23 protein-coding genes are annotated in these 21,208 nt (G+C 74.5%); 11 read left to right on the plus strand and 12 right to left on the minus strand.

Annotated features, from left to right (window positions below; translation table 11 throughout):
• Positions 1-3: 3 nt before the first annotated feature.
• From O2V63_RS15335 to O2V63_RS15345, 3 genes are read right to left on the minus strand one after another with little or no spacing between them, the layout of a single operon-like run.
• Positions 4-639 (minus strand): pyridoxamine 5'-phosphate oxidase family protein, encoded by a 636-nt coding sequence (locus O2V63_RS15335; RefSeq protein ID WP_269168423.1) that lies wholly within the window; start codon positions 637-639, stop codon positions 4-6.
• A 57-nt stretch (positions 640-696) separates the two neighbouring features.
• Positions 697-1,215 carry a hypothetical protein gene (locus O2V63_RS15340; RefSeq protein WP_269168424.1) on the minus strand — a complete coding sequence of 173 codons (519 nt, stop codon included), beginning with the start codon at positions 1,213-1,215 and terminating at the stop codon, positions 697-699.
• A 42-nt stretch (positions 1,216-1,257) separates the two neighbouring features.
• Entirely contained in the window at positions 1,258-2,211 is a 954-nt protein-coding gene (locus O2V63_RS15345; RefSeq protein ID WP_269168425.1) for an aldo/keto reductase, read from the minus strand.
• Positions 2,212-2,256: 45 nt separating this feature from the next.
• Between O2V63_RS15345 and O2V63_RS15350 the strand changes: the two genes are divergently transcribed.
• On the plus strand, positions 2,257-2,508 hold the full coding sequence (locus tag O2V63_RS15350) for a DUF3253 domain-containing protein (protein ID WP_269168426.1): 252 nt from the start codon (positions 2,257-2,259) through the stop codon (positions 2,506-2,508).
• Between the two features lie 70 nt (positions 2,509-2,578).
• Complete coding sequence (locus O2V63_RS15355) at positions 2,579-4,048, plus strand: AAA family ATPase (RefSeq protein ID WP_269168427.1); 1,470 nt, start codon at positions 2,579-2,581, stop codon at positions 4,046-4,048.
• Positions 4,049-4,058: 10 nt separating this feature from the next.
• Here O2V63_RS15355 and O2V63_RS15360 read toward each other — a convergent pair whose 3' ends face one another.
• From O2V63_RS15360 to O2V63_RS15370, 3 genes are read right to left on the minus strand one after another with little or no spacing between them, the layout of a single operon-like run.
• Positions 4,059-4,649, minus strand: coding sequence for a hypothetical protein (locus O2V63_RS15360; protein ID WP_269168428.1), 591 nt, complete (start codon positions 4,647-4,649; stop codon positions 4,059-4,061).
• 50 nt (positions 4,650-4,699) lie between these two features.
• A complete protein-coding gene (locus O2V63_RS15365; protein WP_269168429.1) occupies positions 4,700-5,050 on the minus strand; it encodes a hypothetical protein in 351 nt (116 codons plus the stop codon).
• Positions 5,043-5,534: an Lrp/AsnC family transcriptional regulator gene (locus O2V63_RS15370; RefSeq protein WP_269168430.1), complete on the minus strand. Its 492-nt coding sequence runs from the start codon at positions 5,532-5,534 to the stop codon at positions 5,043-5,045. Before O2V63_RS15370 ends, O2V63_RS15365 begins: the two co-directional genes overlap by 8 nt.
• A 228-nt stretch (positions 5,535-5,762) precedes the next feature.
• Here O2V63_RS15370 and pdhA point away from each other — a divergent pair, with 228 nt between their 5' ends.
• The 7 genes from pdhA (at position 5,763) to O2V63_RS15405 (ending at position 12,478) form a co-directional block, all read left to right on the plus strand.
• On the plus strand, positions 5,763-6,902 hold the full coding sequence (gene pdhA / locus O2V63_RS15375) for a pyruvate dehydrogenase (acetyl-transferring) E1 component subunit alpha (protein WP_269168431.1): 1,140 nt from the start codon (positions 5,763-5,765) through the stop codon (positions 6,900-6,902).
• Positions 6,899-7,876 carry an alpha-ketoacid dehydrogenase subunit beta gene (locus O2V63_RS15380; RefSeq protein ID WP_269168432.1) on the plus strand — a complete coding sequence of 326 codons (978 nt, stop codon included), beginning with the start codon at positions 6,899-6,901 and terminating at the stop codon, positions 7,874-7,876. The genes pdhA and O2V63_RS15380 overlap by 4 nt, the downstream gene beginning before the upstream one ends.
• Positions 7,876-9,375 (plus strand): dihydrolipoamide acetyltransferase family protein, encoded by a 1,500-nt coding sequence (locus O2V63_RS15385; protein WP_269168433.1) that lies wholly within the window; start codon positions 7,876-7,878, stop codon positions 9,373-9,375. Before O2V63_RS15380 ends, O2V63_RS15385 begins: the two co-directional genes overlap by 1 nt.
• A 2-nt stretch (positions 9,376-9,377) precedes the next feature.
• The gene (locus tag O2V63_RS15390; RefSeq protein WP_269168434.1) at positions 9,378-10,574 is read left to right on the plus strand and encodes an AGE family epimerase/isomerase; all 1,197 of its coding nucleotides are present in this window, start codon (positions 9,378-9,380) and stop codon (positions 10,572-10,574) included.
• A gap of 81 nt (positions 10,575-10,655) precedes the next feature.
• Positions 10,656-11,126 (plus strand): hypothetical protein, encoded by a 471-nt coding sequence (locus tag O2V63_RS15395; protein ID WP_269168435.1) that lies wholly within the window; start codon positions 10,656-10,658, stop codon positions 11,124-11,126.
• A gap of 115 nt (positions 11,127-11,241) precedes the next feature.
• Positions 11,242-11,697, plus strand: coding sequence for an SRPBCC family protein (locus tag O2V63_RS15400; RefSeq protein ID WP_269168436.1), 456 nt, complete (start codon positions 11,242-11,244; stop codon positions 11,695-11,697).
• A 160-nt stretch (positions 11,698-11,857) separates the two neighbouring features.
• Positions 11,858-12,478 carry a flavodoxin family protein gene (locus O2V63_RS15405; RefSeq protein WP_269168437.1) on the plus strand — a complete coding sequence of 207 codons (621 nt, stop codon included), beginning with the start codon at positions 11,858-11,860 and terminating at the stop codon, positions 12,476-12,478.
• Positions 12,479-12,590: 112 nt separating this feature from the next.
• On the opposite strand, the gene O2V63_RS15410 is transcribed toward O2V63_RS15405, so the two are convergent.
• The 4 genes from O2V63_RS15410 to O2V63_RS15425 are packed head-to-tail and all read right to left on the minus strand — an operon-like array spanning position 12,591 to position 16,901.
• Entirely contained in the window at positions 12,591-12,851 is a 261-nt protein-coding gene (locus O2V63_RS15410) for an HPr family phosphocarrier protein (RefSeq protein ID WP_269168438.1), read from the minus strand.
• Positions 12,852-12,883: 32 nt separating this feature from the next.
• Positions 12,884-15,052: a PTS fructose transporter subunit IIABC gene (locus tag O2V63_RS15415; protein ID WP_269168439.1), complete on the minus strand. Its 2,169-nt coding sequence runs from the start codon at positions 15,050-15,052 to the stop codon at positions 12,884-12,886.
• Positions 15,053-15,072: 20 nt separating this feature from the next.
• A complete protein-coding gene (locus O2V63_RS15420) occupies positions 15,073-16,095 on the minus strand; it encodes a 1-phosphofructokinase family hexose kinase (protein WP_269168440.1) in 1,023 nt (340 codons plus the stop codon).
• Complete coding sequence (locus O2V63_RS15425) at positions 16,092-16,901, minus strand: DeoR/GlpR family DNA-binding transcription regulator (RefSeq protein WP_269168441.1); 810 nt, start codon at positions 16,899-16,901, stop codon at positions 16,092-16,094. The genes O2V63_RS15420 and O2V63_RS15425 overlap by 4 nt, the downstream gene beginning before the upstream one ends.
• Positions 16,902-17,087: 186 nt before the next feature.
• On the opposite strand from O2V63_RS15425, the gene O2V63_RS15430 reads away from it, so the two are divergent.
• Both O2V63_RS15430 and O2V63_RS15435 read left to right on the plus strand, forming a co-directional pair.
• Positions 17,088-18,806: a phosphoenolpyruvate--protein phosphotransferase gene (locus O2V63_RS15430; RefSeq protein ID WP_269168442.1), complete on the plus strand. Its 1,719-nt coding sequence runs from the start codon at positions 17,088-17,090 to the stop codon at positions 18,804-18,806.
• 317 nt (positions 18,807-19,123) lie between these two features.
• On the plus strand, positions 19,124-19,279 hold the full coding sequence (locus O2V63_RS15435) for a hypothetical protein (protein ID WP_269168443.1): 156 nt from the start codon (positions 19,124-19,126) through the stop codon (positions 19,277-19,279).
• 96 nt (positions 19,280-19,375) lie between these two features.
• Here O2V63_RS15435 and O2V63_RS15440 read toward each other — a convergent pair whose 3' ends face one another.
• Entirely contained in the window at positions 19,376-20,215 is an 840-nt protein-coding gene (locus O2V63_RS15440; RefSeq protein WP_269168444.1) for a tyrosine-protein phosphatase, read from the minus strand.
• An 18-nt stretch (positions 20,216-20,233) separates the two neighbouring features.
• Entirely contained in the window at positions 20,234-21,154 is a 921-nt protein-coding gene (locus tag O2V63_RS15445; protein ID WP_269168445.1) for a 3-methyladenine DNA glycosylase, read from the minus strand.
• Positions 21,155-21,208 lie beyond the last annotated feature (54 nt).

The raw sequence follows: 21,208 nt of genomic DNA on the forward strand, positions 1-21,208 counted from the left end.
GCGTCAGGTGCCGGGCGGTCGGACGCTGGGGTACAGGCCGGCGGCGTACTGCTCGCCGTAGTACTGCTCCAGCTCGGCCAGTGGCGTGGCGGCGGCCTCCTGGGCGTGCGCGATCCGGGCCCGGGAGGGCAACGCCCCGGGGTCCCAGGTCGCCGGGTCCCACAGCTGGGACCGCAGGAACGCCTTGGCACAGTGGTAGAAGACCGTTTCGATGTCCACGACCATGGCCAGCAGCGGCCGGTGTCCGCGGACGAGCATCCGGTCCAGCAGGTCCTCGTCGCGCACCAGGCGGGCGCGGCCCTGCACCCGGAAGGTGTCGCTGCGGCCGGGCACCAGGTAGATCAGCCCGACGTGCGGGTTGGTCAGGATGTTGCGGAACCCGTCGGCGCGGCGGTTGCCGGCGCGCTCGGGCAGCGCGATCGTCCGGTCGTCCAGGACGACGGTGAAGCCGGGTGGGTCGCCCTTCGGGGAGACGTCGCAGCTGCCGTCGGCCGCGGAGGTCGCCACCAGGCAGAACGGGGAGGCGGCCAGCCACTCCCGGTCGATGGCGTCCAGGCAGAGGCGGTCCTTGGTGGCGGCGCGGGGCGCCGGTTCACCCAGCAGCTCGCGCAGCTCCGCCTCGGTGGTGATCTCGTCCACGGCGCCAGTCTGGCCCACCGGCACCGTCCGGAGGCTCACCCCGGACGGTGCGGGTCCTCAGGGGAGGTCGAACGCGTCCATCGTCGTCTTCACGACGACGCCGTAGGCCAGGTGCGGGACGACGTCGGTGACCCAGGAGGACAGCGGCCAGGTGCGCGGGTCGGTGATCCCGAGCGCGGTCATCGGGCCGTTGGTGCCGATCAGCACGCCGACCGTGGTCAGCGCCGCCCCGACGAGGGGCTGGGAGCGGAAGCCGGCCGCGCGGGCGAGCCCGGCGAGCACCCCGACCCCCACCCCGGCCGCCAGCCCGGTGAGCGGGCCCAGCCCCTGGACCCGGTTCTGCCGGGTCTCCTCGTCGCCCGGGATCGACACGTGGGCCTTCTCCGCGAGCGCCTCGACCGTCTGCTCGGGGGTGGAGCTGGTGCCCCGGCCCCGGCCGGCCATGTCCAGGTAGGTGACGGCGTTGAGCGCGGTCGTCCCCGCTGCGCCGGCGGCGGCCCCGCGGAGCACCCAGCCCAGCGTGCTGATCCCGCGCTTGCCCTTGCCGATCGTCCCGAACGGGGTGTGCTTGGCCATGGTCGCCGCCCTACCCGGGCCGCCGGGTGGGCGAAACGACCGTCAGCGCCAGCTGAGCCGGCTGCGGGCGGACCAGTACTGCGCCGGCTCCTCGGGCTGCACCCACCCCGATGCGGTCGGCTCCTCGGCCGTCAGGTCCAGGGTGCGGGCGGCGGCGTTGCTCTCCAGCTGCGCCACGGTCACCGCGCCGGAGAGCACGACGTCGCACCACGGCTGGGCCAGCGCCGCGGCCAGGGCGAGGGCGTCGACCCCGACGCCGCGCTCCTGCGCGGCAGCGGCCAGCGGGGAGTCCGCTGCGCTGCCCCGGTCGGTCAGTCGGCCGTTGGCGACCCCCTCCTTGACGACCACCCGGGCGCCGGCGGCCGAGGCCTCGGCCAGCGCCGGCCCGGCCGAGGGCTCCAGCAGGTTCCAGGTCGACTGCACGCTGGTGAACAGCGGCGCGCCGTCCACGGTCAGCTCCACGCCGCGCCGGACGGCGTCGGCCTGGGCCGGCCCGGAGGTGGAGAAGCCGAGCTCGACGCCGTCGGCGCGCAGCCGGGCCAGCCGGTGCTGCAGCGGCCGGTCGGCCCACAGCGGGCTGTCGGCGGTCAGCGAGTGCACCTGGTACAGCGTCAGCCACGGGCCGAGCAGCGCGGTCGTCTCGGCCAGCTGCCGCTCGAAGGCGGGCTCCGTGTGCTCCTTGACCTCGTGCACGGTGGCGTCCGGGCGCCAGTCGGCGGTGTAGCGATAGCCCCACTTGCTCGCCACGAACGGGACGGCGCCGGTGGTGCTCAGCCACGCGGCGAGGAACTCCTCGGCGCGGCCGTAGGACCGCGCGGTGTCCACGTACTCGATGCCCAGCGCGGTCGCGGCGTCGAGCAGCTCGGAGGTGCGGGCCTGGAGGACGGCGGGGGCGCGGTCGGCGGGCAGGTCGGCGTCCCGGCCGAGGGTGAGGTAGGCCGGCCGGCCCACCGCGGCCAGGCCGACACCCAGCTGGGCAACGGAGTCGTGGGGCACGGGCCCATCCCAGCACCCGGACGGCGGCCGGGGCATCCTGACCGGGTGGACGACGTCGACCGGGTGCTCGAGCAGACCATCGACGCCCTGCTGGACCAGCGTCGTCCCGGCGCGTCCATCTGCCCGTCCGAGGCGGCCCGGACGGTCGACCCCGACGGCTGGCGGGACCTGATGCCCGCCGCCCGCTCGGCGGCTGGACGGCTGGCCGCGACGGGCGCGGTCGAGGTCACCCAGTCCGGCGCAGTGGTCGACGTCGCCACCGCGCGCGGGCCGGTGCGGGTCCGCCGGCCCGGCTGAAACGGCTGTCCCCGCGGGCCGGTGCGTCGCTACGGTGCGGTCTCCACCGGCGTACGGGAAGCGGGGCAGCGTGGCGGTCGACGGACAGGCGTACCGGTCCGAGCTGAGGCTCGAGTTCGACCCGCCGCCCACCGCGGCACCGCGGCCGGAGCTGGCCGACGTCGGCAAGCTGGTGCGCCGCGGGGTGCGGGCAGTCGTCGGGGCGGCCCGCGCCGAGGACCGGACGACGCTGTCCGGCCTGCTGCTGGCCCATCTCGGTCCGGCGGGTGCCGAGCTCGACGTCGTCGAGGAGGCGTGGCCGGGCTACGAGCACGTGAACGTCCAGGCCGGGCTGGACACCTGGCTGGCCGGCGCGGACCGCGCCTGGCAGCTGGTCGGCGTCGTGGGCTTCCAGCACCGGCCGTTCGGGCTGGGGGAGCTGCTGTCGGCGGGACCGGAGGCGCAGGACCCGTACGGGCCCCGGCCGGGGAACGCCTCGCGGGTCAACCGGGCGGCCGGACCGGACGGGGAGTCGCGGCCGTGCGTGCGCTGCGGCGTCTACCTGGTGACCGAGGGGCCGGCCCGCACCGCGGTGCTGGTGCGCGGCCCGGAGCCGGAGTCGGGGCTGCCGAACACCACGGTGCAGGTGGTCAGCACCGACCCGGAGCTGGCTGCGCGGGCCGCGACGGAGATCCGCGCCGCGGCGATGGCACAGAACGTGTTCCGCGGGCAGGTGCTGTCCTTCGGCGCCGAGGTGTTCGGCCACGGCCAGACGCTGCTGCAGTTCCACCGTCGGCCCACCCTCGCCGCCGACCAGCTGGTGCTCGCCGCGGACACGCTCGGGGAGGTGCAGCGCCAGGTCGTGGAGGTGGCGCGGCACAAGGAGCAGCTGCTCGCCGCCGGGCAGCACCTCAAGCGCGGCGTGCTGCTGTACGGGCCGCCCGGCGTCGGCAAGACGCACACGGTGCGGTACCTGACCAGCAGGCTGACCGGGACGACGGTCCTCCAGCTCACCGGCAACGCCCTGCACCTGATCGCCGAAGCCTGCTCGGTCGCCCGCGCGCTGGCGCCGGCGATGCTGGTCATCGAGGACGTCGACCTGATCGCCGAGGACCGCGGCATGCACCCCGGCCAGCACCCGCTGCTGTTCCAACTGCTCAACGAGATGGACGGGCTGGCCGAGGACGCCGACGTCGTCTTCGTGCTGACCACCAACCGGGCCGACCTGCTCGAGCCGGCGCTGGCGGCGCGGCCGGGGCGGGTGGACCAGGCGGTGGAGCTGCGGCTGCCCGACGCCGAGGCCCGCCGGGCGCTGTTCGAGCTCTACCGGCGCGGACTGGAGGTGGACACCAGCGGGCTGGACGACGTCCTGGCCCGGACCGAGGGCGTGACCGCGTCGTTCCTCAAGGAGCTGCTGCGCCGGGCGGCGTTGCTGGCGGCCCAGCGGACCGAGACAGGGCCGCTGAGCGTGTCCGCCGTCGACCTCTCCGGCGCGCTGGACGAGCTGCTCGACACCCGCAACGCGATGACCCGCACTCTGCTGGGCAGCGCCCCGGGCTGAGCTGCGCCGATCAGCCGCGGCGGCGCCGCGACCGGCGCACCAGCAGGCCGGTGAGGAGGGCGAGGCCTGCGCCCCCGACAACCAGCACGCCGGCCCAGCGCTGCGGCGCGGACCGCAGCTCGGTGCCGGCCGCGCCGGGCAGCGGGTCGACTGCGACGGCGGCGCCCTCCGCCGCGCTCAGCGCCCGGACCTCGGCGACCAGCTCTGGCGCGGCCGGCGCGGTGCCACCACAGAGGTCGGCGCGGTGGGGGCCGCCGTCCTGTTCGCCGGCGAAGACCAGGAACGGTCCGTCACCGGCCAGCTCGAGGCCGCAGCTGGCGCCCGAGGCGGCCGAGACGACGCCCTGCCGGGCGTGCGCCGTGCCCTTGAACACCGCGTCCACGGCGAACACGTGCAGGGCGGGGTCGCTGCTGCTCGCCCCGCCGTTCACCTCGCGGGAGACCAGGTGCCCGGCGAAGACGACGTCGGCCCGCTCGAACTGCTCGGGGGTGGCCAGTCCCGCACAGCTGCACGCCGACGCCCGGGTCGCCAGGACCCAGCCGGTCAACACGAGCGCCACGGCGGCCAGGACCACCGCGACCAGCGTCGTCGTCCGGGGCATGGCCGGGAGCATGCTCCCGCAGGATCTCGGTCAGGTCTCGCCGACGGGGCTCACCGGCGCCGCATCCGGTGGGCCTCCCAGGGCGGCTCGGGATCGAAGCCGCCGCCCTGGTGGGTCCACCAGCCGGTGGGGTGCGGCTCCCGGGCGGCCAGCGACTCGTCCCAGTGCACCAGCATCAGCCGGGCCGTGGACTCCACCGCGCTGACGCCGGAGCCCCAGAGCAGCTCGGCGTCCTCGTCGACGTGCACCCTCCCGGGGTCGATCCACAGCCGGTGGGTCCGTCCGTCGACCACGACGACCACCTCGTCCCGGTCCGCTCCGCGGGAGACCGGCGTCCCCTGGCTGTCGAGCTTGCGGACGAACAGGTCGACGATCTCTCGGCCCACCGCGTCGTCAGCCATCGTCGGTGACCGGCAGGGACCCGGCGGCGCGTTCCAGCAGCGGGGTCATCCGGTGGTCGACGAACCGGCGCAGCGCCAGGTTCGTGTCCGTGCGCTGGACGCCGGGGATCGCCAGCACCTGCTCGGTGATCCGCCACAGGTCGTCGGCGTCGACGGCGACCACCTGCACGAGCAGGTCAGCGACCCCGGAGAGCCCGATGACCTCCAGCACCTCGGGGATCGCGGCCAGCGCCTCGCCGACGTCGGCGAGGCTGCGCTGGACGACCTGCACGGTGACGTAGGCGCCCAGCCGGTAGCCCAGCGCCTCGGGCCGCACCCGGCGTTCGAAGGGGTCCAGGACGCCGTTGGACTCGAGCCGGGCCAGCCGCGCCTGCACGGTGTTGCGGGCCAGGCCGAGCTGCTGGGAGAGCGCGAGGACGGTGGCCCGCGGGTCCTCGGACAGGGCGAGCAGCAGCCGCGCGTCGGTGGCGTCCAGGGCGGGCACGTTGCTCAGTCTGACATGGGAGGGCGGCCAAACAGTGCCTTTTCTGCGCAACGGCGACGGAGGTGGTTGCGCAGATCGGCAGCAGAGTGATCTTCTCCGCATGCGGTCCGGCGTGCCACCATGTGTGAGTGGCGCCACACCCCGGCGCCGCGTGGACGTCCAGCGGCGAGCGCTCCGGTGACCCCGGGCTCCGTCGAGGCGGCAAGGCCAGACGGCGAGGAGAGTGGCGTGACTGCGTTGCAGCAGAAGACCACCGAGGTGGTCGATCCCGTACCGGGCGCCGGAGCGCCACACCTGCCGGGCCAGCCGGACCTGGTCCAGCTGCTGACCCCCGAGGGCGAGCGGGTCGAGCACCCCGACTACGGCATCGACGTCTCGGACGAGGAGCTGCGCGGCCTCTACCGCGACCTCGCCCTCGTCCGGCGGTGGGACGTCGAGGCGACCGCCCTGCAGCGCCAGGGCGAGCTCGGCATCTGGGCCTCGCTGCTCGGTCAGGAGGCGGCCCAGGTGGGCGCCGGCCGGGCGCTCGCCGACGGCGACATGGCCTTCCCGACCTACCGTGAGCACGGCGTCGCCTGGACCCGGGGCGTCGACCCGCTGCACGTGATGAGCCTGTTCCGCGGGGTCGACCAGGGCGGCTGGGACCCGGTCGCGCACGACTTCAACCTCTACACCGTCGTCATCGGCGCGCAGACCCTGCACGCCACCGGCTACGCCATGGGCGTGCAGCGCGACGGCGCGGAGAGCGCGGTGCTGGCCTTCCTCGGTGACGGGGCGACCAGCCAGGGCGAGGTCAACGAGGCGATGATCTGGGCGTCGTCGTTCGCCGCCCCCGTCGTCTTCTTCTGCCAGAACAACCAGTACGCGATCAGCGCGCCGATCGAGCGGCAGTCCCGGGTGCCGCTGTACCAGCGCGCCGCCGGGTTCGGCTTCCCCGGGGTGCGGGTCGACGGCAACGACGTCCTCGCCGTCCTGTCCGTGACGCGCGCGGCCCTCGCCGCCGCCCGCGAGGGCTCCGGCCCCACCTTCATCGAGGCGTTCACCTACCGCATGGGCGCGCACACCACCTCCGACGACCCGACCCGCTACCGGTTGGCCAGCGAGCTGGAGGAGTGGAAGCTGCGCGACCCGATCGCCCGGCTCAAGGCGCACCTGTCCCGCGCCGGCATCGCCGACGCCGACTTCTTCACCGGGGTCGACGCCGAGGGCGACGAGCTCGCCGCCCGGATCCGGAAGGGCACGCTGGAGATGCCCGACCCGGCCGGCACCGAGATGTTCGACCACGTCTACGCGGAGCAGACCCCCGAGCTGGCCCGCCAGCGCGAGGAGTTCGTGGCCTACCACGCCTCGTTCGAGGGGGAGCAGTGACCGAGACGCTGACCATCGGCAAGGCGCTCAACCTCGGCCTGCGCAAGGCCATGGAGGACGACGGCAAGGTCGTGCTCATGGGCGAGGACATCGGCAAGCTGGGCGGGGTCTTCCGGATCACCGACGGCCTGCAGAAGGACTTCGGCGAGGCCCGCGTCGTCGACACCCCGTTGGCCGAGGCCGGGATCCTCGGCACCGCGGTCGGGCTGGCGATGCGCGGCTACCGGCCGGTCTGCGAGATCCAGTTCGACGGCTTCGTCTACCCGGCCTACAACCAGATCGTCACCCAGGTCGCCAAGATCCACGCCCGCTCCCGGGGGCGGATGCCGATGCCGATCGTCATCCGGATCCCCTTCGGTGGTGGCATCGGTGCGGTCGAGCACCACAGCGAGAGCCCCGAGGCCTACTTCGCACACACCGCCGGCCTGAAGGTGGTCGCGGTCAGCACACCGGCCGATGCCTACTGGGGCATCCAGCAGGCGATCGCCTCCCCCGACCCGGTCGTCTTCTTCGAGCCCAAGCGGCGGTACTGGGAGAAGGGCGAGGTCGACCCGGACGGCAGCCCCGACCCGCTGTTCGGCTCCCGGGTGGTCCGCGGCGGGGACGACGTCACGGTGCTCGCCTACGGGCCGATGGTGAAGACGGCGCTGCAGGCCGCCGACGCCGCCGCCGAGGAGGGCCGCTCGCTGGAGGTCGTCGACCTGCGCACCCTCTCCCCGCTGGACCTCGACCCGGTCTACGAGTCGGTGCGCCGCACCGGCCGCTGCGTGGTCGTGCACGAGGCGCCGGTGACCCTCGGCCTCGGCGCGGAGATCGCCGCCCGGGTGACCGAGAACTGCTTCCACTCGCTGGAGGCGCCGGTGCTGCGCGTGGGCGGGTACGACACCCCGTACCCGCCGTCGAAGCTCGAAGAGGACTACCTCCCCGACCTCGACCGCGTGCTCGACGCCGTCGACCGAGCGATGGGCTTCTGATGGCCGAGCTGCGCCAGTTCAAGCTCCCCGACGTCGGGGAGGGGCTGACCGAGGGCGAGATCCTCTCCTGGCTGGTCGCCGTGGGCGACGCGGTCACCGTCAACCAGCCGCTGTGCGAGGTCGAGACGGCGAAGGCCGCCGTCGAGCTGCCCAGCCCGTTCGCCGGCACGGTGACCGAGCTGCTGTACGACGCCGGGACGACGGTCGACGTCGGTGCGCCGATCATCACGATCGACGTCGGGGGCGGCGCAGCTGCGGCCCCGGTCGCGGACGCACCGGCCGCCGAGAGCACCGGGTCCGGGCTGATCGGGGAGACCAACGCCAACGGCCGGACGGCGGTGCTGGTGGGCTACGGCCCGCGCAGCACCGAGGCCAAGCGCCGTCCCCGCCGGGGACAGCCGGTCGAGGCCGCAGCCGCCCGGGCCACGGCGCCGCAGGTGCTCCCCGAGGCCGACTACGGCTCCGGCAGCGACCGGCCGCCGCTGCTGGCCACGGCGCCCGACGCCACCGTCAAGCCGGTCCGGCACGGTGGCCTGGAGGCCGCCCGTGCGGCCGAGGCGGCGGCGGCCCGCCGTCCCGCCGAGCCCACCGCGTCGGCGCCCTCGGCGACCGCCGGCCGCGGCGCGCTGCGCCCGCTGGCCAAGCCGCCGGTGCGCAAGTACGCCAAGGACCTCGGCGTCGACCTCACCACGGTCACCGGTACCGGCGAAGGTGGGGTGATCACCCGCGCCGACGTCGACGCGGTCGTCGCGGGCCCGTCGTCGCCGGAGGCCGGGGCTGCCCCGTCGCGGGAGCCTGCGGCCGGCGACACCCGGATCCCGATCAAGGGGGTGCGGAAGCACACCGCCGCCGCGATGGTGGCCAGCGCGTTCACCGCCCCGCACGTCACCGAGTTCCTCACCGTCGACATCACGCGCACGATGAAGCTCCGCGAGCGCCTGTCTGCGCGGCCGGAGCTGGCCGGGGTGAAGGTCAGCCCGCTGCTGTTCGTGGCCAAGGCGCTGCTGCTGGCGGCGAAGCGGCACCCGATGGTCAACAGCTCCTGGGACGAGGCGGCCCAGGAGATCGTCGTCCACGGCGCGGTGAACCTGGGCATCGCCGCCGCCACGCCGCGGGGCTTGATCGTGCCGAACGTCAAGGACGCCGGCCGGCTGTCGCTGGCCGAGCTGGCCGGTGCGCTCGGCGAGCTCACCGAGACCGCCCGGGCCGGGAAGACCCAGCCCGCGGACATGACCGGCGGCACGATCACGATCACCAACGTCGGCGTCTTCGGCGTCGACACCGGCACGCCGATCCTGAACCCCGGCGAGTCGGCGATCCTGGCCTTCGGCGCGGTCCGGGAGATGCCGTGGGTGCACAAGGGCAAGGTCGTGCCCCGGCAGGTCACCCAGCTGGCGCTCTCCTTCGACCACCGGATCGTCGACGGCGAGCTGGGCTCCCGGTTCCTGGCCGACGTGGGGGCGCTGCTGCACGACCCCGGCACCGCACTTACGTTCTGACCGTGCGCACCCAGCTCGGTCCCCTGCTGTCCTTCGCCGCCGCCTCCCGGGTCCCCGAGGGGTTCGGTTACCTCGGGGACGACGGGCAGGTGCTCGCCGGCAAGCCGGTGGAGACCTGGATCAGTGCCCGGATGACGCACGTCTTCGGCCTCGGCGCGCTCGTCGGCGAGCCGGGCGCCGAGGAGCTGGCCGCCCACGGGGTGGCCGCGTTGCGCGAGGGCCCGCTGCACGACGTCGAGCACGGCGGCTGGCGCTCCGCGGTGGGTGCCGGCGCCGACGACGACACCAAGGCCGCCTACGTGCACGCCTTCGTGGTGCTGGCCGGCTCGACCGCCACCGTGGCCGGCATCGCGGGTGGGCGTGCGTTGCTGGAGGAGGCGCTGGGGGTCTGGGAGCAGCGGTTCTGGGACGACGACGAGGGCCTGGCCGCCGAGTCGTTCGACCGCACCTGGGCCACCAGCGAGGCCTACCGCGGCGCGAACGCCAACATGCACGGGGTCGAGTCGACCCTGGCGGCGGCCGACGCGCTGGCCCCCACCGACCCCGGCGCGGCAGCCCGGCTGCGCACCCGCGCCCTGCGGGCGACCGATCGGATCGTGCACCAGTGGACCCGGGAGCGGGACTGGCGGCTGCCCGAGCACTTCACGCCGTCCTGGGAGCTGTTGCCGGAGTTCAACCGGGATCGGCCGGCCGACCCGTTCCGCCCGTACGGGGTCACCGTCGGGCACCAGTTCGAGTGGGCCCGGCTCTGCCTGCACCTGGCTGCCGCACTGGGTGAGGACGCGCCCGGCTGGCTGCACACCGACGCCGACGGGCTGTTCCTGGCCGCCGCCGAGCGGGGCTGGGCGGCGGACGGGCACGAGGGCTTCCCGTACACGCTGGACTGGGACGACCGCCCGGTGGTCGCCGCCCGGATGCACTGGGTGGTCACCGAGGCGATCGCGGCCGCGGCCGTCCGCCACGCCGTGCTCGGCGATCCCCAGTCACTGGCGCTGCAGCAGCGCTGGGAGGAGCTGGGTGACCGGCTGTTCCTGGACCCGGCGGTGGGCAGCTGGCACCACGAGCTCACGCCCGAGGGCGCGGTGGGCAGCGGCACCTGGGCGGGCAAGCCGGACGCGTACCACCTGGCGCAGATGCTGCTGCTGCCCGGACGCCCGGTGCGGGGCAGCGTCGCCGCCGCCGTCCTCGCGTCGCGCTGATCCGAGGCGGGATCCCGCTACGGTGCACCAAGATCACGGCGCCGTCCGGCGTCGGGGTGACCGTCGAGGAGGAGCTGGACCATGAGCGGAGCAGGGAGCGGCCGCACCGCTCGGCACGCGCAGCTGGGGGAGCCGCTGGGGACGCCGACCCTGCTCCGGTGGCGCCGCATCGGGCTGACTGCGGGCACGGTGGCGGTCCTCGCCGTCCTCGGGTTCCTGGCCGTCGCGGTGGCGCAGGACGGCGTCGGCGGCCTGCCGGGCGCGCTGGTCCTGGTGTCCGCCTTCATCTGTGCGCTGGCCGCGCTGAGCTTCCTGCGGCGGGCCTGGGCTGAGCCCGAGGTCGCCGACGACCCGCGGGTCGTCCGGGCCGAGCGCTGGGCGGGCATCGCCTCGACCTCCTGGCTCCTGGCGATCGTGCCCGGTCTCGCGGTCCGGGTCCTGCCCGAGTCCTTCGACTGGCTCCGCTTGCTCGTGCTGGCCCTGGGCGCCTTCGCCGTGCTCGCCTTCACGGGGATGCTCGTGCTCACGGCCCGCTGGCGCCCCGCACGCTGAGGGCGCGACCGTTCTGACGGGACCGTCGGGCGATTACGGATCTTGTTTGTCGGTCGTCCACGTCCGGGTAGGGCGCGACTGGACGTACGAGACCCCTGAGCAGAGGAGGCTCCCCATGGCGAACGTGGAGAAGTCGATCGACGTGGACGTGCCGATCCGGCAGGCCTACGACCAGTGGACCCAGTTCGAGACGTTCCCCCAGTTCATGAACGGGGTGGAGCGGATCACGCAGCTCGACGAGCGGCACACCCACTGGGTCACCAAGATCGGTGGGGTCGAGCGCGAGTTCGACGCCGAGATCACCGAGCAGCACCCCGACGAGCGGGTGGCCTGGAAGAGCACCGACGGCAAGTCGCACGCCGGCGTCGTCACCTTCCACAAGATCAGTGACACCACGACCCGGGTGATGGTCCAGATCGACTGGGAGCCCGAGGGCGTCGTGGAGAAGGTCGGGGCGGCGGTCGGCGTCGACGACCGGCAGATCAGCGCCGACGTGAAGAAGTTCAAGGAGTTCATCGAGAGCCGCGGCACCGAGACCGGTGCCTGGCGCGGGGACGTGCCGCGCGAGTAGAAGGACCACCCTGCCCCCCACCCCTCGCAGGCTCGGGGCGGGCCCCTGCAGGGCGGCCGGACGGCGCCCGCTCCCTCGGTTCGAGGGGGCGGGCGCCGTCGTGTTCGTCCGGGGCCGGATCCGATGTGCAGTGCACGACCGGATGGGGCATGGGTTCGTCATGACCACAGCGACCCCGCTGCGCGCACTCGCGCTGACCTGCAGCCTCAAGCCGTCCCCCGCCCCCTCCAGCACCGACCTGATCGCCCGCCAGGTGCTCGACGCCCTGGCCGAGCACGGCGTCGAGGGTGAGCTGGTCCGGGTCGTCGACCACGACGTCAAGCCCGGCGTCGAGGTGGACATGGGCGACGGCGACGCCTGGCCGTCCATCCGGGAGAAGGTCCTGGCCGCCGACGTCCTGCTGATCGCCACGCCCACCTGGGTTGGCCAGATGAGCAGCGTCGCCAACCGGGTGCTGGAGCGACTGGACGCCGAGATCTCCGAGACCGACGACCAGGGCCGACCGCACACCTTCGGCAAGGTCGGGATCGTCGCCGTCGTCGGCAACGAGGACGGCGCCCACAAGATCAGCGCCGACCTGTTCCAGGCGCTGGACGACGTCGGCTTCACCGTCCCGGCCCAGGGCGCCACGTACTGGAACGGCGAGGCGATGCACGGCACCGACTACCAGGACCTCGACGAGACGCCGGAGGCGACCGCCACGACCACGGCCACGGTGGCCCGCAACGCCGCACACCTGGCCCGGCTGCTCACGACCTCGCCCTACCCGCCGGCCTCCTGAGCCGACGACAGCGCCCGTCCCCGGTGGGGACGGGCGCTGCGGCGACGTCTGGAAAGGCCCCTCTGCAGGTCCCCGCCGCGAGCTCGCGAGCGGTGGGGGGCAGAGGGGTCCTTCAGTCCGCGTCGAGGTCGCTGGCGACCATGTCGGCGATCCGGTCGAGCACCGCCTCGTCCTCACTGTCCACGACGACCTCGGTGCCCTGCTTGGCGCCGAGCGTCATGATCATCAGCGGCGAGCCGGCGTCGATCGGGTTCCCGCCGGGAGTGGCCAGCGTGACCGGCACCCCGGACTTCGAGACGGCCTCGGCGATGAGGGCGGCCGGACGGGCGTGCAGGCCGACGGCGGAGCCGACGGTCACGGTCTTGGAGGGCATCGGTGCCTTCTTTCTGGTCGGCGTGCTGGTGGTCAGTGTGCCGGTCGGGTGACGGCCGGGCGCGCCGGGGAGGTGCCCGCGCCGGAGTCCCCGTCCAGGTCAGCGGTCAGGTCGCTGGCCAGTGGCTCTCCTCGCTCGGTCCGGCCGACGCTCTTGGCCAGGGTGACCGCGACGCCGCCGACGGCTGCGCCGACGAGCACGGCGAGGAAGAAGAGCGCCCAGTTGCTCATCGCGAACCAGACGAAGAACCCGCCGTGCGGAGCCTGCAGCTCCAGGCCGAGGCCGGCGACGATCGCACCGGTGGTCGCGCCGCCGAGCATCATCGACGGGATGACCCGCAGCGGGTCGACCGCGGCGAAGGGGATGGCGCCCTCGGAGATGAACGAGGCGCCGAGCAGCCAGGCCGCCTTGCCGTTGTCCCGCTCGGCCGGGGTGTACAGCTTCGGCCGCAGGACGGTGCTGGACAGCGCCATCGCCAGCGGCGGCACCATGCCGGCCGCCATGACGGTGGCCATGATGACCAGCTGCTGCTGGCCGCCCTCGCCGGCGATCGCCGCGGTCAGCCCGGTGGTGGCGAAGACGTACGCGGCCTTGTTCACCGGGCCGCCCAGGTCGAAGCACATCATCAGGCCGAGGATGATCCCGAGGACGATGCTCGCGGCGCCGGTCAGTCCGTTGAGGAAGTCGCCCAGCCCGTCGAGCGCGGCGGCCAGCGGGCGGCCCAGCAGGACCACCATGATCCCGCTGGAGATGAACGTGGCCAGCAGCGGGATGATCACGACCGGCTGCAGCCCGCGCGCGAAGGCCGGCAGCTTCCAGCGGCTGATCCAGAGCGCCGCGAAGCCGGCGATGATGCCGCCCACGAGGCCACCGAGGAATCCGGCGCCGACGGTGAGCGAGACGGCACCGACGACGAAGCCGGGCACGATGCCGGGGCGGTCGGCGATGGCGTAGGCGATGTAGCCGGCCAGTGCCGGGACGAGGAAGCCGAACGCGGCCTGGCCCAGCACGGTGCAGAGGGCGCCGAGGTAGCCCCAGAACCCGTCGTTGAGCCCCTCGACCGGTTCGGCGGACGGCAGGTCGAAGAAGGTGTTGTTCAGCGCCCAGTTCAGTGCGTAGCTCTGCGCGCCGTCGGTGGCCGGGTCGCCGTTGACGATCTGGTAGCCGCCGAAGAGGAAGCCCAGCGCGATGAGCAGGCCGCCTGCGGCGACGAACGGGATCATGTAGCTGACGCCGGTGAGCAGCCAGCGGCGGATCTCCGACCCGGTGCTGGGCCGGTCACCGCTCGCCGCGGGCGCCACCCCGGCCCCGGCCGTGCCGGGCACCCGGCGGCCGTTCGGGTCATCGGCGGCGGCCAGCGCCTCGCGGATCATCACCTCGGGCTCGTTCATCGCCCGCTTCGTCCCGGACTGCACCAGCGGCTTGCCGGCGAAGCGGTCGCGGTCCTTGACCCCGACGTCGACGGCGAAGATGACGGCGGCGGCCTGGCTGATCACCGACGGGTCCAGCGGGGTCGAGCCCGAGGAGCCCTGGGTCTCCACGTGCAGCTCGACGCCCATCTCCTTGGCCGCGGCGGTGAGCTTGTCGGCGGCCATGTAGGTGTGCGCGATGCCGGTCGGGCAGGCACTGACCGCGACGATGCTGCGGCGGGCCGTCGTCGGGGCAGGCTCGGCTGCCGGGGTGGGGGCCGTCGCGCCGGCGGCGGTGGCGCCGCCGGTGGTCTGCGGGGCCGCAGCGGCCGGTGCCTCCGGCGGGGAGACGACGTCCTGCACCAGCGCGACGATCTCGTCGGCGGAGCCGGCGCTGCGCAGCGAGGCGACGAACTCCGGGCGCACGAGCGCCCGGGCCAGGGCGGTGAGCAGCGTCAGGTGGTCGGCGTCGCCGTGCTCGGGGGCGGCGATGAGGAAGGCGAGGTCGGCCGGGCCGTCGGGCGCGCCGAAGTCGACCTTCGGGTCGAGGCGGGCGAAGGCGAGCGACGCCTGGGTCACCGCGGCGGAGCGGCAGTGCGGGATGGCGATGCCACCGGGCAGGCCGGTGGCGGCCTTCGCCTCCCGGGCCATCGCGTCGGCGTGCAGGCCGTCGGCTCCGGTGGCCCGGCCGCTGGCGGCGACCAGGCCGGCCAGCCGGCGGACGACGGCGTCCTTGTCGTGACCGAGGTCGGCGTCGAGCGCCACCAATTCGGCCGTGATGAGTGCGGACATGGTGGTTCCCCCGGGTGCTCTCAGCGGGCGCCGGCGGCCGGGACGGCCTCGGCGGGAGTCGGGTGGCGGGGCGGGCCGGCGGTGACGGTGACCGCAGCCGGGTCCACCTGCGTGGGTGTCGGCACGGCGGAGCCGGGCAGCGCGGCGCTGGCGGCCCCGTAGGCCACCGCCGACCGCAACCGATCGGCCGGCGCGGCACCGGCGAGGTCGGCCAGCACGTAGCCGGCGAGGCTGCAGTCGCCGGCCCCGACCGTGCTGCGGACGGTGATCCGCGGCGGGCGGGCCGACCAGACCTCGCCGTCGGCGGTGGAGAGCAGCGCCCCGTCGGCACCGAGGGTCAGCAGCACCTCGGCCACGCCCCGCCGGTGCAGGGTGGCGACCGCGGCCAGTGCGGCCTGGGGGTCGCCGGTCACGACCTCCTCGGGCACGCCGGCCAGCTGGGCCAGCTCCTCGGTGTTGGGCTTGAGCAGGTCGGGGGCCGACTCCGGGCCGGCGGCCAGCAGCGCCAGCAGCGGCGCCTCGGAGGTGTCGACGGCGATGCGTGCGCCGGTGCTGCGGAGCGCGCGGACGAGCGTGGCGTACCAGTCGCGCGGCACCCCCGGGGGCAGTGAGCCCGACAGCACGACCCAGCTCGCGGTGCGAGCGTGCTCGAGCAGGGCACGCTGCAGCGCCTCGAGCGTCGGCTCGTCCAGCCGGGCACCGGGCTCGTTGAGCTTGCTCGTCGTCCCGTCGGGCTCGGTGAGCGTGTAGTTGGTGCGCACCGGGGTGTCGATGGGCACGCTGGCCAGGTGCAGGCCGAGCGCGTGCAGGGCGCGGACGATCGGGTCGTCGTCGGCCGCCGGGAGCACCGAGACGACCTCGGCGCCGGCCGCGGCCACGGCCCGGGAGACGTTGACCCCCTTGCCGCCGGGCTCGGTGTGGCTGCCGCCCAGCCGGGTCACCGCGCCGCGGTCCAGCGGGCCGGGCAGGTCCAGCGTCCGGTCCAGGCTCGGGTTGGCGGTCAGCGTGACCACCCGCCCGCCCGGTGTGGAGTCCGTCCTCATGCGACGAGCACCTCGATCCCCTGTTGCTCGAGCTCGGCGACGACGGCCGGGTCGGCCTCCTCGTCGGTGACCAGGACGTCGACGTCCTCGATGGCCGCGAAGCGCACCAGGTGCTCGCGGCCGAGCTTGCTGCTGTCACCGAGCACGACGACCCGCTGCCCGGCGCGCGCCATGGCCCGCTTGACCGCCGCCTCGGCCTCGTCGGGCGTGGTGAAGCCGAAGCCCGCGCTGATCCCGTTGGTGCCCAGGAAGACGACGTCGGCCCGCAGGTCGGTGAGCGCCGCCAGGGTGGACTCCCCGACGGCGGACTGGGTGATCCCGCGGACCCGCCCGCCGAGCACGTGCAGGGTGATGCCCGGGGAGCCGGAGAGCCGGGCGGCGATCGGCACCGAGTTGGTGGCGGTCACCAGCGGCCGGTCACCGGGCAGCAGCTCGGCGAGCGCCGCGGTCGAGCTGCCGCCGTCCAGGATCAGGCTGCCGTTGGCGGGCGGCAGGAGGGCGAGCGCCGCGGTGGCGATGCGGCGCTTGGCCTCGATGCGGGTGCCGCGCCGCTCCCCGAGCGCGGGCTCCACCACGGTCAGCGTCCCGATGGGGACGGCGCCGCCGTGCACCCGGCGAAGCATCCCGGCACGCTCGAGGACGGCGAGGTCACGGCGGACGGTCTCGGTGGTCACCCCGAAGTGCTCGGCGACGGCGGTGACGGCGACCCGGCCGCGCTGGGTGACCAGGCCGGCGAGCGCCTGCTGACGTTCCTCCGCGTACATGCTCACCCCCGGGGTCGCGCTGTACTGGTACGACGGGCCCATGCCCGATCATGTGGGTATCGCGCCGCTTTCATGTTGTTCTACGTGGGATCAGTTGACAAGTCAAGGGTTGCTGGTGACTCTGGTCACCGGATGCACCATTGTCGTTGCGTCGTCCCCAGTCATCCACGACGGAGCTCGTCCGACCGGACGCACCCCGCCTGGTCCGAGCAGACAGTGAGGCCCTCGATGTCCAGCACGCCGACCGGAACCCGGATCTCCCCGGCCGCCCTGACCGGAGCGACCGTGTTCACCGGGACGCCGGTCGTGCCCGGGGTGGCTGCCGGCCCGGTGGTGCGCCCGGTCGGGACCATCGAGCTGCCGCCGGCCGAGGGGCCGGTCGTCCCCGAGGCGCAGCGCGCGGCCGAGAAGGAACGGTTCACCACGGCGGCCGACGCGGTGGCCGAGCGGCTGGCCGGCCGGGCTGCGGCGGCGACCGGCGTGAGCGCGGAGGTGCTGAACACCACGGCGCAGCTGGCCCGGGACCGTGGGCTGCTGTCGGCCGTGGAGCAGCGCATCGGCGACGGCGCCTCGGCGGAGGCCGCCACGGTGGGCGCCGCGGCACAGTTCGTCGACCTCTTCGTCAGCCTCGGCGGCGTGATGGCCGAGCGGGCCACCGACGTCCGCGACGTCCGCGACCGGATCGTCGCCGAGCTCACCGGCCAGGGTGAGCCGGGGGTGCCCGCGCCGGAGACGCCGTCGGTGCTGCTCGCCGACGACCTCGCGCCGGCCGACACCGCTGGCCTGGACCCGTCCCGGATCGTCGCGCTGGCCACCCGGCTGGGTGGGGCCACGAGCCACACCGCGATCATCGCCCGGCAGCTCGGGCTGCCCTGCGTGGTGGGCGTCGGCGGGCTCTCCGACGTCCCCGAGGGCGCGATGGTGCTGGTCGACGGCGAGCAGGGCACCGTCACCGTCGATCCCGACCCGGAGGAGGCCCGCACCCGCGTGGCCGCGGCACAGGAGGCCTCTGCGGCGCTCGCCGGGTACCGCGGGCCGGGCACGACCCGCGACGGCCACGCCGTCCAGGTGCTGGCCAACGTGCAGGACGGCGCCGGGGCGCGGGCCGCGGCGGCGGCGCACGCCGAGGGGGTCGGCCTGCTCCGCACCGAGCTCGCCTTCTTCGGCCGTACGGAGGAGCCGTCGGTCGAGGAGCAGGCGGAGATCTACGCCGGCGTCTTCGCGGCCTTCCCCGAGGGCAAGGTCGTGCTCCGGACGCTGGACGCGGGCTCGGACAAGCCGCTCCCCTTCGCCACCCCGCCGGACGAGGCGAATCCGGCCCTCGGGGTGCGGGGGCTGCGCACCGCCCGTCGTGACCCCGGCCTGCTGACCCACCAGCTGGACGCCGTGGCGCAGGCCGCCCGCAGCACCGGCGCCGCCCCCTGGGTGATGGCCCCCATGGTGGCCACCGTCGCCGAGGCCGCGGAGTTCGCCGCCCAGGTGCGGGAGCGGGGCATGGTGCCCGGCGTCATGGTGGAGGTGCCCTCGGTCGCGGTGCTCGCCGACCGGTTCCTGGAGCACCTGGACTTCCTGTCGATCGGCACGAACGACCTGTCGCAGTACACGCTCGCCGCCGACCGGCTCTCCGCGGACCTGGCGGACCTGACCGACCCGTGGCAGCCCGCGCTGCTCGCGCTGGTGCAGGCGACGGCGGCTGCCGGTCAGCGCGCCGGGAAGCCGGTGGGGGTCTGCGGTGAGGCGGCTGCCGACCCGATGCTGGCGTGCGTGCTGGTCGGCATGGGGATCACCTCGCTGTCCTGCGCCGCCTCGTCGGTGGCCGGGGTGGGTGCGCGGCTGGCGGCGGTGGACCTGGCGACCTGTCAGCGCGCTGCGGAAGCGGCGCTCGCCGCAGCCGACCCCGCCTCCGCTCGCGCCGCCGTGCGTGAGGTGCTGCTCGCCGCCGACTGAGGCCCCCAGTGCTCGCAGGCCCGTGACGGGCCCGCGCAGAGGGGGAGAGTGCCCGCGCCCCGTCGGTCGAAGGTGACCGACGGGGCGCGGCCGTCTCCAGGACATCGTCGTTCACGCTGCAGAGGTGACCGACTGCACTCCGTAGGTGCTGGACAAGTGGCGTGAAGGTGACGGATCCATGGCCAGCACCCCCTTCGAGTGAAGATTCCATCGGAAGCTTCAGCGACACGGCCTTAGATCCGTTGGAATACCAGCCGCTACGCCTGGTTTAATGCAGACGTAACACCCACTCAGGACCACCGAAAGAAGGCAGTGACATGAGCAGCGTGACCTCCAGCTGGCGTCAGCGTCGGCAGGCGTCGCGTACGCGGCGGGCAGTGGATGCCGCCGTCGCCCGCACCAGCAGCCCCGCGATGCGCGACGAGCTGCTGACCCTGGCCAACAGCGGCCAGTTCACCAACGTCCTGCGCTGATCCACCCCCGCCGTCGACGACGACGGCGGGCGCAGGCACGCACCGTGACCCCGACTCCCTCTGGGAGCCGGGGTCCTCTGCTGTCGGGGTCCTTCGTCAGTCGCGGAGGCGGGACCGCAGGGCGGCCTGCTCGTCGGCGCCGAAGCCGTGCTGCTCCAGCCAGCCGACCGGGCCGCCCCAGCGCTCGTCGAGCAGCTCCAGCACCCGGCGCATCGACTCCGCCTGCGGGGTGTGGCTGGCGACGTCGCGCCGGGTCATGTCCTCGGCGTAGGTGGGGCTGCTGGCCAGCTTGGCGACGAGCGCATCGATGACCTCGGCGGTCTGCGCGTAGTCGGCGATGATCGCCTCCGGCGTCGCGCCGGCCACCGCGAGCGCCAGGGCGCAGATGACGCCGGTGCGGTCCTTGCCGGCGGCGCAGTGCACGACCGCGGCGCCTGGGCCACCGGCGGCGAGCGAGCGGAGCGCGGCCAGCACGTTCTCCGTGCCGTCGGTCAGGTAGCCGAGGTAGGAGCGGACGGCGGGCGGCTCGCCCTCGTCCCCGGGCGTGACCTGGCGGGGGAGGATCGACTCCGCCCAGTCGGCCGGCAGCTGGGCCCGGATCTCCTCGTCGGTCTCCTCGGCGGCGAAGACGTCGGTGCGCATGCCGCGCTCGACCAGCAGGGTGAAGTGCCGGTGGGTGACCGAGTCGACGTCGCGCAGCGGGCTGCGGCCCTCCAGCAGGATCTCGGCGGTCGTGCGCAGGTCGACGACCTCGGTGAGCCCCACCTCCTCGACCAGCGTGGCGACGTCGGCGCCGCTGAGGGTCTGCAGGTTGTCGCTGCGCAGGATGCGCCCGAACTGCGTCGTCCCGCCGTCGGTGGTGGGCAGCCCGCCCAGGTCACGGGTGTTCGTCGTCCCGTCCAGGTGCAGCCAGCGGTCGGTGCGGGTGGAGGTCACGCCCCCGACCGTACGACGTCAGCCCAGCGCCAGCAGCTCCCGGCACACTGCGAGCAGCCGCTCCCGCAGCACCGCGCCGCGGTCGGCGAAGCCGCGCTGGGCGGCGCCGTACTCGGCCTTGCCCTCCGGCGTCTCGACCGCGACGGGTGCGTACCCGTGGCTCGTGAGGTCGTAGGGGGAGGCGCGCATGTCCAGCTCACGGACGTCGGCGGCCAGCGCGAAGCAGTCGGCCAGCAGCTCGCCGGGCACCGCCGGGCCGAGCTTGTAGGCCCACTTGTAGAGGTCCATCGTGGCGTGCAGGCAGCCGGGCTGCTCCAGCTGCTGCTGGGTGTCCCGGGTCGGCGTCAGCGTGTTCCGCGGGGCGCCGGCCCGGGTGAAGAACCGGAACGCGTCGATGTGGCTGCACTGCACCCGGTGCGACTCGACGACGGCGTCGGTGCCGGCCTGGCCCAGCCGCAGCGGCAGCTGCTCGTGCCGCACCTCGCCCTCGCCGGGGCGGTAGAGCATCGCCCACTCGTGCATCCCGAAGCAGCCGAACTGGCCCGGCCGGCCGGCCGTCCCGGCCAGCAGGCCCTCGACCCAGCCGACCGACGCCCGCCGCTTGGCCAGGAACGCCGGGACGTCCAGCCCGACCCCGCGCACGGTCTCTCCTGCGGCGTCCCGGGCGTCGACCTCCGCGTAGAAGGGCCAGCCCAGGCGCTCGGTGGCGGCCGCGCCGGTCAGCACGACCCCGACCCCGGGGTGCCATCGGCGCAGCCGGGCCGGTGTCTCGGAGTAGTAGGTGAAGAGGAAGTCCAGCACCGGGTGGGCGACCCCGGTGCGACGGCGCTCCTGGTGCGGGGTCAGCCAGGTGTCCATCCGCTGCCGGTGGGCTCCGGCCCGGGCCGTCCACTCGGCCTCGGACAGCACCGTCGGCGCGGGGGCGAGCAGCGGGAGCACCGGCCCAGGGTAGGCGTGCACCCACCACCCATGACACGTGTCACCGCCCGTCCG

This window comes from Modestobacter sp. VKM Ac-2977, assembly GCF_026968045.1.
Lineage (GTDB): Bacteria > Actinomycetota > Actinomycetes > Mycobacteriales > Geodermatophilaceae > Modestobacter.

Coding starts and splice junctions, on each gene's coding strand:
- O2V63_RS15400 (WP_269168436.1), top strand. CDS start 11,242: ATGGCGAACGTGGAGAAGTCGATCGACGTGGACGTGCCGATCCGGCAG.
- O2V63_RS15435 (WP_269168443.1), top strand. CDS start 19,124: ATGAGCAGCGTGACCTCCAGCTGGCGTCAGCGTCGGCAGGCGTCGCGT.
- O2V63_RS15410 (WP_269168438.1), bottom strand. CDS start 12,851: ATGCCCTCCAAGACCGTGACCGTCGGCTCCGCCGTCGGCCTGCACGCC.
- O2V63_RS15340 (WP_269168424.1), bottom strand. CDS start 1,215: ATGGCCAAGCACACCCCGTTCGGGACGATCGGCAAGGGCAAGCGCGGG.
- O2V63_RS15420 (WP_269168440.1), bottom strand. CDS start 16,095: ATGAGGACGGACTCCACACCGGGCGGGCGGGTGGTCACGCTGACCGCC.
- O2V63_RS15405 (WP_269168437.1), top strand. CDS start 11,858: ATGACCACAGCGACCCCGCTGCGCGCACTCGCGCTGACCTGCAGCCTC.
- O2V63_RS15425 (WP_269168441.1), bottom strand. CDS start 16,901: ATGGGCCCGTCGTACCAGTACAGCGCGACCCCGGGGGTGAGCATGTAC.
- O2V63_RS15360 (WP_269168428.1), bottom strand. CDS start 4,649: ATGCCCCGGACGACGACGCTGGTCGCGGTGGTCCTGGCCGCCGTGGCG.
- O2V63_RS15430 (WP_269168442.1), top strand. CDS start 17,088: ATGTCCAGCACGCCGACCGGAACCCGGATCTCCCCGGCCGCCCTGACC.
- O2V63_RS15385 (WP_269168433.1), top strand. CDS start 7,876: ATGGCCGAGCTGCGCCAGTTCAAGCTCCCCGACGTCGGGGAGGGGCTG.
- O2V63_RS15415 (WP_269168439.1), bottom strand. CDS start 15,052: ATGTCCGCACTCATCACGGCCGAATTGGTGGCGCTCGACGCCGACCTC.
- O2V63_RS15395 (WP_269168435.1), top strand. CDS start 10,656: ATGAGCGGAGCAGGGAGCGGCCGCACCGCTCGGCACGCGCAGCTGGGG.
- O2V63_RS15365 (WP_269168429.1), bottom strand. CDS start 5,050: ATGGCTGACGACGCGGTGGGCCGAGAGATCGTCGACCTGTTCGTCCGC.